The 14819-nt window shown below is 39.7% G+C and carries 11 protein-coding genes; 5 read left to right on the forward strand and 6 right to left on the reverse strand.

Annotated elements, in window-relative coordinates; all coding sequences use genetic code 11:
* Window positions 1–22 precede the first annotated feature (22 nt).
* The 3 genes from ACT3S9_RS07420 to ACT3S9_RS07430 are packed head-to-tail and all read left to right on the forward strand — an operon-like array spanning window position 23 to window position 2947.
* Window positions 23–748, forward strand: a complete 726-nt coding sequence (locus ACT3S9_RS07420) for a hypothetical protein (RefSeq protein WP_444750858.1) — start codon at window positions 23–25, stop codon at window positions 746–748.
* Window positions 745–2550, forward strand: a complete 1806-nt coding sequence (locus ACT3S9_RS07425) for a site-specific integrase (protein ID WP_441838935.1) — start codon at window positions 745–747, stop codon at window positions 2548–2550. The genes ACT3S9_RS07420 and ACT3S9_RS07425 overlap by 4 nt, the downstream gene beginning before the upstream one ends.
* On the forward strand, window positions 2543–2947 hold the full coding sequence (locus ACT3S9_RS07430) for a TetR family transcriptional regulator (protein WP_192532726.1): 405 nt from the start codon (window positions 2543–2545) through the stop codon (window positions 2945–2947). The genes ACT3S9_RS07425 and ACT3S9_RS07430 overlap by 8 nt, the downstream gene beginning before the upstream one ends.
* Before the next feature lie 160 nt (window positions 2948–3107).
* Here the strand turns inward: ACT3S9_RS07430 and ACT3S9_RS07435 are convergent, their stop codons facing one another.
* From ACT3S9_RS07435 to ACT3S9_RS07450, 4 genes are all read right to left on the reverse strand, one after another.
* On the reverse strand, window positions 3108–6419 hold the full coding sequence (locus ACT3S9_RS07435; RefSeq protein ID WP_444750859.1) for a type I restriction endonuclease subunit R: 3312 nt from the start codon (window positions 6417–6419) through the stop codon (window positions 3108–3110).
* 48 nt (window positions 6420–6467) lie between these two features.
* A complete protein-coding gene (locus ACT3S9_RS07440) occupies window positions 6468–8000 on the reverse strand; it encodes a restriction endonuclease subunit S (RefSeq protein ID WP_441993553.1) in 1533 nt (510 codons plus the stop codon).
* Window positions 7990–9645, reverse strand: coding sequence for an N-6 DNA methylase (locus ACT3S9_RS07445; protein WP_444750860.1), 1656 nt, complete (start codon window positions 9643–9645; stop codon window positions 7990–7992). The genes ACT3S9_RS07440 and ACT3S9_RS07445 overlap by 11 nt, the downstream gene beginning before the upstream one ends.
* A gap of 194 nt (window positions 9646–9839) precedes the next feature.
* Window positions 9840–10148 carry a helix-turn-helix domain-containing protein gene (locus tag ACT3S9_RS07450; protein WP_350585549.1) on the reverse strand — a complete coding sequence of 103 codons (309 nt, stop codon included), beginning with the start codon at window positions 10146–10148 and terminating at the stop codon, window positions 9840–9842.
* A 105-nt stretch (window positions 10149–10253) separates the two neighbouring features.
* On the opposite strand from ACT3S9_RS07450, the gene ACT3S9_RS07455 reads away from it, so the two are divergent.
* Window positions 10254–10835 (forward strand): hypothetical protein, encoded by a 582-nt coding sequence (locus tag ACT3S9_RS07455; RefSeq protein ID WP_444750861.1) that lies wholly within the window; start codon window positions 10254–10256, stop codon window positions 10833–10835.
* Complete coding sequence (locus ACT3S9_RS07460) at window positions 10829–12217, forward strand: DEAD/DEAH box helicase (protein WP_444750862.1); 1389 nt, start codon at window positions 10829–10831, stop codon at window positions 12215–12217. Before ACT3S9_RS07455 ends, ACT3S9_RS07460 begins: the two co-directional genes overlap by 7 nt.
* 83 nt (window positions 12218–12300) lie before the next feature.
* Here ACT3S9_RS07460 and gmtX read toward each other — a convergent pair whose 3' ends face one another.
* Together gmtX and gmtZ are read right to left on the reverse strand one after the other, a co-directional pair.
* Entirely contained in the window at window positions 12301–12966 is a 666-nt protein-coding gene (gene gmtX, locus ACT3S9_RS07465; RefSeq protein WP_443489614.1) for a gamma-mobile-trio protein GmtX, read from the reverse strand.
* Window positions 12966–14804: a gamma-mobile-trio integrase GmtZ gene (gene gmtZ, locus ACT3S9_RS07470; protein WP_444750863.1), complete on the reverse strand. Its 1839-nt coding sequence runs from the start codon at window positions 14802–14804 to the stop codon at window positions 12966–12968. Before gmtZ ends, gmtX begins: the two co-directional genes overlap by 1 nt.
* Window positions 14805–14819: the final 15 nt, after the last annotated feature.

Genomic DNA, 14819 nt, shown 5'->3' on the forward strand with positions numbered 1-14819 from the left:
ACACATTGAGCGTAATAGCCAAGTGAGAAAGTCTATCGATTCCGACTTGGTATTTGTCTATGAGCCTAGAGTTGCCCACATAGGTGCAGAGAGAGGTACGGTCTCCTCTCTAGCAGAAAGGCTGCTTCGATATAACATCAAAAAATTCATCAAAGAGTACGACTTAAGAGATGAAGATGTTCGAACGATGAAACTTAATGTAAGCCGTTTTCGCAAGACGTTCATCAATGGTATTTATGAGCTGAGTGGTGAGAGTTTGTTAATTGCTGCGCGGCAAGCCAAACACAGTGGGACAGGAACGCTTGACCACTACCTGCAAGCTCCTGAGCAATCAAAGCGCAACTTGGGCTTAATGGGTGAGATACGAGTTAAAGAGCTAACGTGCGCAGAGCCAAGTGTCCCTGTAGGGCATTGTAAAGACCCTAAGAATGGCGATAAAGCACCGAAAAATGGCTCGTTCTGTAATGACTTTTTAGGCTGCTTCCGCTGTAAAAGCTTCGTTATTACAGGTGATGATTTGTACAAACTCTTTAGTTTTTATTGGGCGATTATTCGAAGCCGTGACGAGTTTGGTCGTAAAGACTGGAAGCGTCATTTAAAAAATGTTCTAAGAATCGTAGATGAAGAAGTTGTCCCTGAATTTGCAAAGCTTGGTCAGCTACAGCGTGTAGAGGCTGAAAAAGAACGGGCAAGATCTAATCCACATCCGTACTGGCAAAACCTTGATATGTTGAAGGTGACGCAATGAGTTCAATTGAGTTAATACTCACGCAAGCTGAGTTTGCAATTCAGCAATGCCCAAAGCCAAGCACCAGTGCGCTTGAGCAAGTCATTGATGGCTCTCTAACGGGTATCGTGACCTACATTAAACTCGCCAATGGTGAATACCAAACGCTATCTCGATTTGAGGAAGATGTATGGGTGTTTCCTGCTAGGAAAGGTACGAAAGCAACTATAGCAAGTGCATTAAACCTTACTTTTTCTACGATTGATGATACTCAAATGAAGCGCATGGCAAAGTGGGTAATCTGGAGCAAATTCAAAAAGGGGTTAGCTCTTAATACTCTTGTGAAAACATTGGACAAGTTGAAAAGTTATTTTCAGTGGGTTTTAAGCTCAGATACTACAGTTACACATGGGCTGACAGCTTTTACCTCAAATGCCTACGTTAGGCATGTAAATACCCTGCACTCAAAACGAAAAGGCGAGACTAAACCACTGACAGCAGTCACCAAGGTGGATAGATTCCGCGTTCTAGAATACCTTTATTACCACTGTAAAGAGTTTGATTTTGTCAAAGAGCATCCTTGGCCTCAATCAACCGCTAATGAGCAAGCAGGGTATGTTGGTGAAGCGTATCGGGAAGCCATTACCAAAGGTAAGACCCCCATTATTCCAAATAAAGTGCTAATTCCGCTGTGCCAGTTCACTAAATCATACCTAGATAAAGCTGATGAAATTCTGGAATCGTCAAAAAAGAGAGAAACATTGCTACTTCGAGATAGCTGTATCTTCTGGCTGTTACTCACAACGGGTATGCGTATCCATGAAATATTAGGCATTAAGCGTGATGCGTATCGCTCTGAAACGAAAGGTGACACCACTTACTACCACATCGAAACTGTCTCTGAGAAAACACATACAGGGTTAGCTGAGTGGATTGCGCCAAGGATAGCCACGGAAGCGATTGATATTCTTGGCCGTTTGAGCGCTCCACTTCAAGACCAACTTGAGTGTGATTTACTAAAAGCGAAAGCAAGCAACGATCATGTGGAAGCACATCGACTTGAGGAAATCTCAAACCACATCTGCCTATCGAAAAACCGGGGAAAAGGAAACGCAATTTACCTATTGTCAGGGGTGGCAATGACTAACACTAGGTTGCCAAACTTATGTGAACAAATAGGGAATAATTGGAACCTATCAGCGCACCAATTCAGACGTACCTTTGCTAATTATGCGGTTCACTCTGAATTAGGTGACTTGAGAGCATTAAAAGACCACTTTAAACATTGGTCAATTACCATGACCACTTTGTATGCCTTTAATGATGCTTTTGATGCTGAATTGTTTGAAGAAATGCTTCGAGAGAAATATCTGGTTGAAGAAGAAATTAAGCAAGATTGGTTTGAACTAGACATGCCTATCACTGGTGGCGACATAGCTCAAAACATCATGAAAGTCCGTGAGGATAAAGAGTTAATTAAATCTTTTGGCTCTCTTAGTGCTATGGCAAAGGCATACTCTAGCTCCATACCAATTCGCTCAACAGGTATTGGGTGGTGCACCAATGATGATGAGTGTAAGTGTGGTAAGCCTGATAGCTGTGAAAGCGGCATTGTAGATAAGCGACACCTGCCCTATTGGGAGGGAATGCTAGTGCAGCAAATGAAACTGATGCAATTGGATGATATTGGTGAAGCTGGTAGAGCGGCGGTAAAAAAAGGCATGGAACGCTGTGAAAAGGTTCTAGTGGCATTGGGTATTGATGTTGAAGCTATGAAGCAAGAGATTAACGAAAGAGAGAATATCGAGGTGATAAATGTCTAACCAGAAAGAAAAAGCGACACATAAAGCGGTTCGACTTGCCATTGTTCGAATCGAAAAAGGTCGTCCAAATACTGTTTCTCATAAACGCAAAATGAGTGTCGCTGCCGTTGCCGAAGAAGCAGGTGTAAGTCGAGCATTGATTCACCGTGATTGCCCTGAACTATTAGAGCGTATTAAAGGCGGTGTAAACAAAGATATTCGACAGCAACGTGATGCCAAACAAACTGAACTTAATAAATACAAAGACCGCAATCGAGAGTTGCGGTCTGAGGTGGCAGAATTGAAAGCTATGCTCGCTAAAGTTCAATCACAAAATGCTACGTTAATACGAAAAAACATGGCTCTGAGCAATGTTCTTGCGGACAATAGCAATGTAACGCAACTAATATACAGCTAACTGCCTGAATTTAATGTTAATAATTTCAAATTAAGGTTACTTTTGAGATAGTTAAAAACATCCAAAAGTGTAACCTCAAACAAAGCTATATAAAACAGAAGGTTAGCCACAGTTACATGTAACGAACTATTTATAATTATTGTCCTCCGACAATAACAAGTTATATTCCTTGGTTTACTTTAAAACTCTGCGCTTGCTCAAATATTTCTTTGTATACTTCATCGCGGCTGATTGGTGGATATTTAAATTTAGCGAGTATTAAAATCAGCTCTACTTTAAGTGATGATTTAATATCGTCGCGGTGATTCCAATCAACAAATTTAACTTTGTCGTCCACGATTACTTTTACCGCTTGGGCCAGCTCAATTAGCTTATCTTCGGGGTAGTCAAAGTCGTATTTAACTGCAAGTGCTTTTAAGGCGTCGTAAAAGCCTTTTTCTTCAATATCAATACCTAGCTCGTCGCCAGCGTTCATTTCGTCGCGTACGCTGTAAATCATATCAACCATGCTTTCTGAAAAGTCATCAAGTACGCTACTTACCAGTACGTCATCTTCTTTCCGTTCGTTGTAGCGCTGTACCAGCGACTCAAAGCGTTTAGTAAAATCGATACCTTGGGTTTGATTTACTTTTTTAAGCTCACCAATGGCTTTGGCTAGCATTTGTTGCAGTATTTTAATTTTGGTATTGGGGAGTTTTATTTTTTCTATTTTAGCGATGTAGTCGTCATTAAAAATGTCGATTTCGCCGCCGTCTTCATTACCGAGTTTAAATATTTCCTCAACGCCGTCGCTTTGTAGGGCCTCGCTTATCATTTCACGTACTTTGGCGTTCATTTGCGCAGTATCGGGCGCTTCGCCTTTGGTTAGTTTGTAAATAATAGAGCGAATAGCGAGGTAAAAGTGAATGTGGTTACGCTCACTTTCGTTAATTTTTTCACTGCCACAACATACATCGTAAGCGGCTTTTAAACGCTTAACTAAATCCATAAAGCGCTTTTGGCGCTTTTCGGTAATAAGCGCAAATTCAGCGGCGTGGTTTAAGCAGTTTAATTGGGCAACGGCTTCACCGGTAAAGTATGGGCTGCTGTCAAATTTATGGAATAACTCGGCAAGTAGCGCTAAATGGTTTTTGACTTCAATAACCGAGGCGGTAATGTCTTCAAAATTGGTTTCGTCTGTTTTTGAATACTGCGCTAGGGCTTTATTCATTTCAGATTTAATACCAATGTAATCAACTACTAGGCCTTTATCTTTACCTTCAAACTGGCGGTTAACCCGCGAAATAGTTTGTATTAAGCTGTGCTTTTGCAATGGCTTATCTATGTACATGGTATCTAAAAATGGCACGTCAAAACCGGTTAGCCACATATCGACCACTATGGCTATTTTAAAGTTTGAGTTTTTGTTTTTAAATTGCTTATCAAGCTCTTTACGCTCGTCTTTACTGCCTAGTAAATTATATAAGCGTTCAACGTCGTCTTTGCCACGCGTCATTACCATTTTTACTTTTTCAGAGGGGGCAGCAATACGGCCTTCGCTAATGGCGCGCTTTCGCTCGGTATCTGATAGCTTTTGGGCGTCATCGGTATCTACTACATCAAACCAATGTGGGCGTAGTTCTTCTAGTTCTTGATACAGCTGATAGGCAATACCACGCGAGCTACACACAAACATAGCCTTTCCTGCAACCGTAGAGCCTTCCTCAACGCGTTTTTCGTAATGTTCAACAAAGTCCCTTGCTAAAACATTAATGCGGTCAGGATCGCCTAGAATGCTATTCATGTTAGCGGTGGCTTTTTTACTGTCTTCTATTTGCAGCTCGTTACTGCCTGCATCGGCACATTCTTTGTAATAGGCTTCAATTTCTGCCAGCTTGCTATTGTTTAAGCACACCTTGGCGGCGCGGCCTTCGTACACAATACGTACGGTTATTTCATCTTTAACCGACTCTGTCATGGTGTACGAGTCAACCACTTCACCAAATACATCTAAAGTTGCGTCTACTGGCGTGCCAGTAAAACCAACATAGGTAGCGTTTGGCAGTGAGTCGTGCAGGTATTTAGCAAAGCCAAAGGTCTTTTTAACACCTTTTTCGGTAATAGTAATTTTTTGATCAAGGTTAACTTGGCTACGATGCGCCTCATCAGAAATACAAATAACGTTAGTGCGGTCGGTTAATAACTGGGTGTCTTCGGTAAATTTATGAATAGTGGTTAAAAATACCCCTCCGCTGTTACGCCCTTCTAGTAACTCACGTAAGTGAGTACGGCTGGTGACTGTTTTTACCGTATCATCGCCAATGTAGGTTTTAGCATTACCAAACTGCTGCGAAAGCTGATCGTCTAAATCGGTTCGGTCGGTAATTAAAATAATGGTTGGGCTTTTAAGTTCAACGCTTTTCATCAACAAGCGTGTTAAAAATTGCATGGTGTAACTTTTACCGCAACCCGTTGCGCCAAAGTACGTACCGCCTTTACCATCACCTTGTGGCTTTAAATGCAGTTTTATATTTTCGAACAGTTTATTAGCCGCATAATATTGCGGGTAACGCGGCACAATTTTTACCTCTTTTTTGCCCGCGTTTTTATTATCAGAGTCGGGAAAAAATACAAAGTTGCGTATTACATCGCGTAAGCGTGCTTTATCAAACAAGCCCTGCAATAACGTATGTAACGAGTTAATCCCCTCTTGCACTGTGAGCTCTTGCCCCGTTACTTTTCCCCACGAATAAAAAAATTGATACGGCGCAAATAAGTTACCCATTTTATTGTTTACGCCATCGCTTATAACGCACAAGGTATTAAACACAAATAATTGAGGTATAGCGCGCCTGTACCGCACCGTTAACTGCTCATACGCTTCAAATATGGGGGCTTGCTCGCGTATCGCGCTTTTAAATTCAAACACCACCAATGGCAAGCCGTTTACATATAAAATGCCATCGGGAATACGCAGTTCAATATTATCGTAGCTTGTGGGGCTTTCTATTTCTAACTGGGTAACAAAGCGGTAGATGTTATCGTCTTGCAGGTAAGTAACGCTCGCTTCATTCACTTTATTCAAAGCAACGTCCGCTATAGCACTGCCTGCTATTAGGCTACTTTTAATGCCTTGCTCAACGTTGTCGTAATCAAGCAGCTGAATATACAAATCTTTTTGCGCCGCGCTGCCTGCTACTCTTCCACGCTCGCGTGTAAGCAAAAAACCATCACTCAGCCACTTACAAAAGGTTTTATTACTCTCGTATAAATCACTGGCTGGCAGCTTTTCAAGTTTTGCAATTATTGAGTCTACTTCACCCGTTGTAATATTATTTTTAGCGTAGCGCTTGGTTAAAAAAGCTCGGAGGTCTTCTTTTATCAATACATCGCTATGGTTGCGAGTAAGCTCACCACCCAGTAAATACGGGTAGCCTTGCTCGCCTAATAGCGCAACCACCGCTTGTTCTAATTTGGCTTCAGTAAATTTCATCAAACATCCTTATTCTTGTTATTTTGGCCTTTAAACGCTCAGCTAAGGTTAATTTACTACTTCTTCATCGGTTGCAACATCAGGTATTTGTAGCTCGCCAGATATGAGTTTGGGGAGCAAATAATCCCTAGTTTCAGTCAATGTATTAATTTCTTGGACACAAGCAGTAATACGTTCGTAATACATTTTTGTTACTTCTGTATAAGCCTCTACAGCCTTTTTTGATGGAATAACTAGCTGTATACTTTTGAATGTTTTCTTACTTATCTCCGCAAACGTTGTACCACCAGAAATACCCTTGATTTCATCCATCACAGAGTCTAGCCATTGGATGGTATATTCGGAACTTAATGTTTGAGCATCAGTAATTGCTATGTAACCTTGGTTGATCGCAACAGGTACTTTTGCTAACGCCAAATAACCGACTGGCGCTCTTGATGACATTAGAACAGTATCAATAGGTAATAAACCTGATGTTATTTTTTTCAATCCAGCAGAAGTTATCTTTCGGCTTGTATCAAGCATTATTTTTGTAGTGTTACCCGATAAGTCTTTAGGTGAGGTCCAGTGTATCTCACCACCTTCCCAAAAATCTGGATTTTTTGTACTTGGTGTTGAACCACCTTTTACCACAAACTCATCCTCTACTGAAGATGCACTCCAGCCCTTTGGTATCCAGCCTAGTTGTTCGTTGTGTTCGAACTCATTGGGGAAGTGGGAGTGGGTGTTGGCGTGTTGGGCCAATATATTAGGATTGACGTTAAAGTCTGCTTTAACGAGTGTTTCAGAGCCTTTATCTACTGCTTTTGTTGGTAACTGTGCTTGTAACTCGTGAGCGAGCGCACTGAGTGATGCTTTGCATTCGTCCGCATTGTGTAAACTGTTCAGTGCCGCTAAGCGGCGCTGTGCTTTTAGTTTTAACTCGTCTGGCAGACTAGTTTCAAGGTTTTCTAACTTAAAATCAACGCTCGCAAGTAGGTTGTCGAACACCGGATCAAAATCAACAAACCAGCTTTTAAATAACGCCTGCGCCATCTGCTCAAGGGTTTGGTTGGTTTGTTTATTAAGCTCTATTTTCTCACTAAAACTGAAATACACTTCCCCAGCCCACTTTTGGTATTCTAAATCACTTGGAATATCAAAATATAATTTAGAGAAATCACCTTTTTTGAAGTGCGGTATCATTGTACCGACATGCATATTTAAAATACTTTTCTGTGCTTTTGGACTGCGAAGCAATGCGAATAGAAACTTTGAATCAATTACATTTTTATTGGCTCTGATAGCAACCATGTCTTGCGCGATACAATAAGGGACTGGATTTTGTACCCAAGCTACACGACCAGGAGAGCCCTTACATACAAAAATAATATCTTCTGGCTTAGGGTGCCCTCTAAACCAAGTTTTGTATGTTTCATCAGAAATATAACGAACCCTTTCGTACTCAGCATATAAAGAGTTATCTTTAATGCAATTGGTTGCAATTAGAGGGATGCCGCTACTTTGAACTGGACAAGTTTTACCACGGTTATCTACTATATTTTCCAATAAATCTTTAAATGTATAGCTTTTAAACTCCATAACCGAGCGCCTCCAAATTTTTACGAATAGCTTTATCAAGCGCATCGCTTTGGTTCATTTGGCTATAAAGAGTTTGGCTAAGCTCAGTCATTTTGGTTTCGAACGGGATGCCATCGTCTACAATATCGGCAGCACCTACATAGCGCCCAGGGGTGAGTACGTAATCGTTAGCTTTAATATCATCAAGAGAGGCTGATTTACAGTAACCGGCGATATCTTGGTATTCTTGCTCTTTATTTTCGCTTTGCTTTTTATCTGCGCTTTCTGGCTTCGCACTTTCAGTGGTTAGCTCTTCGCCGCGCCATATATGGTAGGTTTCGGTTATTTTAGCTATGTCGTCGTTAGTTAGCTCTTTTAAGGTACGGTTAACCATAGAGCCCATTTCACGGGCGTCTATAAATAGCGTTTCGCCTTGGCGGTCGCGGCGCTTTAGTAGGCCTTTTTCGTTATTACCGCGTTTATCTTTACTTATAAACCATAAACACACCGGAATTTGCGTAGTGTAAAACAGTTGCCCTGGTAGGGCTATCATACAATCGACTAAATCGTTTTCGATTATTTTTTGGCGAATATCACCTTCAGTATTGGTATTAGTTGACATTGAACCGTTAGCGAGTACAAAGCCTGCGGTGCCATGCTCACTAAGCTTTGAGATCATATGCATTATCCACGCATAGTTGGCATTGCCAGTAGGCGGTGTTGGGTAACCTGCCCAACGGGCATCGTCGACTAGTTCGTTATCGGCGCGCCACTGTTTTTGGTTAAACGGTGGGTTTGCCATTATGTAATCGGCTTTTAGGTCGGGGTGTTGGTCTTTAAAAAAGGTGTCGCCCGCTACATCACCCAAGTTGCCCGAAATACCGCGCACAGCTAGGTTCATTTTAGCCAGTTTATAGGTGGTGTTAGTGTACTCTTGCCCATAAATAGAGATGTTTTTTTGGTTGCCATTATGGCTATTAATAAACTTAAGCGATTGCACAAACATACCGCCCGAGCCACAACATGGGTCGTAAATTTTACCTTCGAATGGTTCGATCATATCGGCTATTAGGGTAACAATTGATTTTGGCGTGTAGAACTCGCCCCCGCCTTTACCTTCAGAGGCGGCAAATTTGCCTAAAAAGTATTCGTAAACGCGGCCAACTAAGTCTTCTTCTGTTTTTTCGTTTTGATTGGCAATGGTGTCGATATTATTAATGGTATCGATTAACGCTGAAAGCTTACTAGCATCAAGCCCTAAGCGAGAAAAATAATTATCGGGCAATGCGCCGGCGAGTGATTTATTGTTTTTTTCGACCGCGTGTAGTGCGGTATCTATTTTAACGGCAATATCGCCTTGCTTGGCGTTGGCTTGAATATACGACCAACGTGCGTCTTCTGGTAGGTAAAACACGTTATCCATCGCATAAAAGTCGACCATGTCGATGTATTCATCACCGTACTCAGCAACGATAGCCTTTTTACGCACCTCAAATTTATCACTAATAAATTTAAGAAAGATTAAGCTTAAAACAATATGCTTGTATTCAGCTGACTCAACACTTCCGCGCAGTTTATTGGCGGCGTCCCAAAGGGATTCTTCAAACCCGACTTGTGTTTTTTTTGTGGCTTTTTTTGTTGCAGGCTTTTTTGATGCAGCGTCCATGTGGTCTCTCTTTGCAAGAATATCAATATAAATTATTGGCTTATCATACCGCAAAGGTCGTGGTTTTTTGAGTGTTAATTAGTAATAAATTGGTATTAAAAAAAGAGATATAAAATAATTTTTAAAAAGGTATGTTTGTCAAAAAACGACTATTGTAAATCAGGCATATATTTACGCCCGATTATACGTGTATTTTACTGTTTTAATTCTAATAATTGAATGAGCTTACGCTTACCTTCGTCATCAAGCTTTTCGATTAAACACGCCAGTGTTGCGCTTTCTTCTGACTCACAAAAAAAATAATTTACGGGAACATTTAGCTCGGTCGCTAGATTTTTGAGTGTTGCAAGATCGGGCATATGACGACCTGTTTCGTAATGGTTCATTCTGCCACTGGCAGAGCTTGGGTCCATCCCCATTTTAATACCTAACTCTTTTTGGCTTATTTTCATTCGCTTTCGAGCCTCTTTAAGACGCTCTGTAAAAAAGGATTTAACCTGCACCGTTGCTTCATCTTGGTAACTCTTACATTTAAATGATTGTCTAGTTTTTACATGAGCATGTATACTTAGTAATCCTAAGTTTATGGTGAGTGGTAAAGTTTAGCAATGAGTAAGAAAGCGAATATGAATGTATTTTTACATTTTCTTTTGGTAATCAAACAGATGGATAACTTCACTGTAACAGAAGCTAAAGACGCTTTATTACATGAACAATCTGCGTTTACTGATGCGGTGGAAACCCGAAAGTTTATATACCGTCAATTAACTCGTAATGTTGAAAAAGGACTATTAAAGCGAACCAATAAATTAAACAATGGAGTTAAAGAAGTTATCTATTCAAAAACGGAGCTGTTTTTTAATTTAGAAATGGTGCCAAACTCAAGAGGAAGTAGAGCAAAAAGCATTGATATTAATAATAACTCTACTAACGCCACAGCTGAAAATCTTGAAATTACTGAGTACCAAGAAGAACTTAAAAAAGACTTACTAACATACGAAATTGATTTAAATACAGTACTTGAAGAAGCAAAAGAGTATAAACGCCTTACTGCGCGTTACCCAAAACTACATGAACAATTGCAGCTGCATCACACTCAAGCTAAGGAAAAATCGATTAAATTACTTGGCAAAATAAATGCTTTGCAGACTTTACTGGGTAATAAAATAACAGAAAAACAGCCATGTTAAGGGCTTGGCAAACAGCCTGCTTATCGGCAGTTAAAAAACATTACTCTCAAAACCATAAACACTTTTTTTGTTTAGCTACACCTGGGGCTGGTAAAAGCGTGTTGGCGGCAGAAGTTACAGCTTACTTATTTGATACAAAGCAAATAGACTTTGTGATTTGTTTTTCACCCTCTAGTGAGGTTGCAAATGGCATTAGAAAGACGTTTGCTAAACGTTTAAATTGTAATTTTGACGGTGTTATTGGCTCAGTTGGTTGCTCGTATACTTATCAAAACATGCGCTTTTTTAGTGACGACTACTGGAAGCTATTAAAGAACAACCGCGTGTTAGTGGTGTTTGATGAAATACACCATTGCGCTGGTTCAAGCATTGAGGATGCTAATGTATGGGGGCAAGGTATTGTTAAAAACATTCAACAGCAAGCTGCTTTCACGTTAGCTTTAACAGGCACACCTTGGCGCTCTGACCTTCTCCCTATTGCGCTGGCGACTTATAGCGACCCAGATAATAGAATTCAGTGTAATTACACTTACTCACTGCAACAGGCCGTAACTGATGGAGTTTGCCGTAACCCTAAAATTGTTTTAATTGATAATGAAGAAATTTCGGTAACAACCACGAAACAGGAAACTAAAACCTATAACTCATTAAAGTCTTTGCTAAAAGATCCATCGATTTCCTACCAAGATCTAATTAAGCACGAGGCTGTAATCAATTACATTGTTGCTCAAGGAGTAAGTAAGCTCGCCACTATTAGGCTGCAAAACAGCAATGCAGCAGGGCTAATTGTGACCTCTTCTGTTGAACATGCAGAGCAAATAGTGACTGTACTAACTGACCTTTTTCATCAATCAGCAACCATAGTTACTTACAAAGAAAGCGATGCTGGCGATAGAATCAGTCATTTTCGCTTTAGCAACACGCAATGGATTGTAAGCGTTGGCATGGTGTCGGAAGGTACTGACATACCAAGACTACAGGTATGCTGCCATTTAAGCAGAGTTAAAACCGAGCTTTATTTTAGGCAGGTGCTTGGACGCATATTAAGAGTAAACAATTCCCCCAACCAAGAAGCTTGGCTATTCACCCTAGCCGAAGAAACACTAAGCACTTTTGCAAATAGAATTGACCAAGAGCTACCTGACACTTGCGTACTGATAAGAAATAACGCCATAGCGAATGAATATTTTGGAACAGAGACTCATAAAAAGACAAGCTCCACTAGGCCCGATAGTCAGCCGATTGCTGAAATTGATGATTTATTATTTTCGTGGGGCTTAAATGAATCAAATCAGCTAAAAATTGAACCTCAAGAAGCAAGTTTTTTACAGACCTTTGGCGGATTTAGAGAGCGGGTAATAGAGGTGTTTGTAATGAGCTAAAATATCAAGCTACTTTGTAGAGCAGGTATTACACCTGCTTAGATTTATGAAAGACAACTAGTAAGTTAAATTAAAGCTATAAATTATTCTACTTTTACACCAAGCAGTTTTGTTAAACCTGTAATAAAACCACGAGGCAGTACTTCAATGTTACTATCTTTACATTTTATTTGCCCTGCTGGGGTTGAATACCAGTCATTATTTTCCATACATTCTTCAGATATAGCATAATTTAGTGTTTTTCTTTCAGATTCTGTTAAGTTGCTTATCAACGATGATTCTAAAGTATAAGATTCATTTGATTGTTTGATTGGCCGTCTGTCTATCACAATATTTGCATGTTGTTTGAGTAAGTTAACCTCTTTTCTGTACCTGTTTCTCTCGGCTATGATTTGTCCAAACAAAGCTCTTACTGCAGGGTCTGTAATACGCTGCAGTAAAATATTATCGGATGGGAGTTTGCTGTTTGGTTTGACTTTGTTATTAGCTCTTTGAACTCTATCTTTGCTCTTCTCAGCCCATGCTTCAATAAGTACACGATAGTGGTCGTTTCTTGTCGCTCTCAAAGCTTCATATCCTGGACCACCATTTAACTTGGAGTAATGACCTATCTGTGTTATTGAAAAGTTACAATTACCTAAAGCTGAATAATTACTCATAATTTCATTTAATTTTTCTAAATTTTTTTGTGTTCTAGTTGCCTTTCCATCCTTTAAATCAGCTAGAATAACGTCGATATTAATATTCATTAGCTCTCCAAACTCAAAGGCAAGGTTAATTTTTCTAAATTTATAGCATTATTATTGATAGCAGATATACCGGCAGACAAAAGTTTATTGTTTACAAGGTATTCTTCAGCTTCAATATGATTTGCTACTTTTCTATAACCTTCCATTTTATCATCAGGATCAGCAATTTTAGCCATTTTTCTCATCATCGCATTTACTGCTATTAACTGTTGATTGTCGTCCATTTCCATAAAAATTGGCTTGAAACCACTTTTCATAAGCACCCGGCTTAATTGCATTGTGCGCTTCTGTATTGCTGGTGTTTTGCGAAGCTCATCTTTGAGATCAGGGTAAAACTCAGCATCCTCGCAGAGTAGTGATAAGTGCAATAACTCTGATTTTGTTTCTATAAATTTCAGTGCCTTAGTAATATCTCTTTCATCGCCAACAGCAATTAATTTATCCTGTTTTTCATCATCTTTGCGTGTTTCTTCTACTCGAATAATTTTGTTTATAAGTTCAAAGCAGGCCATCCAATCTTTAGTATATTCATCTGCTTCAACTTTTTGCTTTTCATATCTCCGCTGTAAAATTTGAAGTTCATTATGTTTAATAAAAGGAATTCCTTGTTCTTCAGCAAAAAAACTTTCATCTTTTAAGTTATCTAATTCACCTTCGATTTCAATAAATAGGTTTGCCGCTTGGTGAGCTTTATAGCTGAGTTGATTGAATTGTGCATTAAGAGTTGGAAGGTAGCGTGCTTCAGTTATAAACCACCGACATCTAATGCAGTTCTCTGGGCCATGAGATACAGCAGCATAAATCCGGTTTTGGGCATATGTTGCTTCAGTTAGCTCTTCTCCTCCATTCCAGCAGCCTCCCAGAGAACTAGATTCACTAGATTTAACGGTATTACCGCCAACTAAACATAAACCAGTAGCTCTTTCTTCCCAACCTATAGGTGCACGATTGACTAATGCCGCTTCGATACTATCGGCCTTATGGTATGCCATTTTCATTTGAATTTGCTCGGTAGAAGCATCTTTTAAAAAATTTCTGACACTTTGAGTAGATTTTTCTTCTAATTGGAGTTCTGCCTCCCCCATTTTATGTGCAAACACAGAGGGAGTGATTTTATTGTAGTAAATTGTCATCAGTAATCTGCTGTGGCCAGCCAGCATTTTTGATATAACAGCAATGGGTAGCTGTGTATCCATTGTGTATGCCGTAATTAAAGAAACACGTAAGCTATGGAGCGGAAAGTAAGTACTAGTCATTGAAGCCAAAGATGTACCAAGAGAGCATTCGTGGACTAACTTTAATTTTTCTCCATTATCTAGTGTATCTCCATTTAATTCTAGGTTGCATTCCAATTTAAGTAATAATTGATACCATAACCGGTTGATAGCTTTGTAATAAGTAGGTTTAAACTTATCGGTACCTGCTGCAGAAGCGTCGCGAAAAAGAAAGGAAATATCGCCCATACTTCTTAACTGAGCTTCAGATTTTTTCTGATCTGCTGTATGTTTATTTTTTAAAGTAGTACAGTCTGTAGGGCTTTCGATAGGATTGTATTTTTCCTGCCAACTGCGCAATTTTTCTAACCAATATAGTACTTCTTCATTCTGCCAAGGAATTGTATATCCTCGTTCGAGCTCTTCTTTATTATTGTCAGCTGATTTATTAGTATTTATATATAAAGCTGTTGAATAAGCTGCAGAAACAGAATCATAAACTCGACGAAAAACGCCTTTACCATATGGTCGTTTCGCATTCCCTAATTTAAAACTATGCTTTTCGTTAAGTACCCATTGTCGATTTTCATATCTCCATGTATCAGCTTCGCCACTATCCAACATACTTATTCTTGAATT

The organism is Pseudoalteromonas sp. AOP31-A2-14 (assembly GCF_052378035.1).
Classification (GTDB): domain Bacteria; phylum Pseudomonadota; class Gammaproteobacteria; order Enterobacterales; family Alteromonadaceae; genus Pseudoalteromonas.

Bases quoted from the DNA above. Each gene is read 5' to 3' on its own strand.
- ACT3S9_RS07435 (WP_444750859.1), bottom strand. From the start codon at position 6,419: ATGAAATTTACTGAAGCCAAATTAGAACAAGCGGTGGTTGCGCTATTA.
- ACT3S9_RS07445 (WP_444750860.1), bottom strand. From the start codon at position 9,645: ATGGACGCTGCATCAAAAAAGCCTGCAACAAAAAAAGCCACAAAAAAA.
- ACT3S9_RS07455 (WP_444750861.1), top strand. From the start codon at position 10,254: ATGAGTAAGAAAGCGAATATGAATGTATTTTTACATTTTCTTTTGGTA.
- ACT3S9_RS07430 (WP_192532726.1), top strand. From the start codon at position 2,543: ATGTCTAACCAGAAAGAAAAAGCGACACATAAAGCGGTTCGACTTGCC.
- gmtZ (WP_444750863.1), bottom strand. From the start codon at position 14,804: ATGTTGGATAGTGGCGAAGCTGATACATGGAGATATGAAAATCGACAA.
- ACT3S9_RS07425 (WP_441838935.1), top strand. From the start codon at position 745: ATGAGTTCAATTGAGTTAATACTCACGCAAGCTGAGTTTGCAATTCAG.
- ACT3S9_RS07440 (WP_441993553.1), bottom strand. From the start codon at position 8,000: ATGGAGTTTAAAAGCTATACATTTAAAGATTTATTGGAAAATATAGTA.
- gmtX (WP_443489614.1), bottom strand. From the start codon at position 12,966: ATGAATATTAATATCGACGTTATTCTAGCTGATTTAAAGGATGGAAAG.
- ACT3S9_RS07460 (WP_444750862.1), top strand. From the start codon at position 10,829: ATGTTAAGGGCTTGGCAAACAGCCTGCTTATCGGCAGTTAAAAAACAT.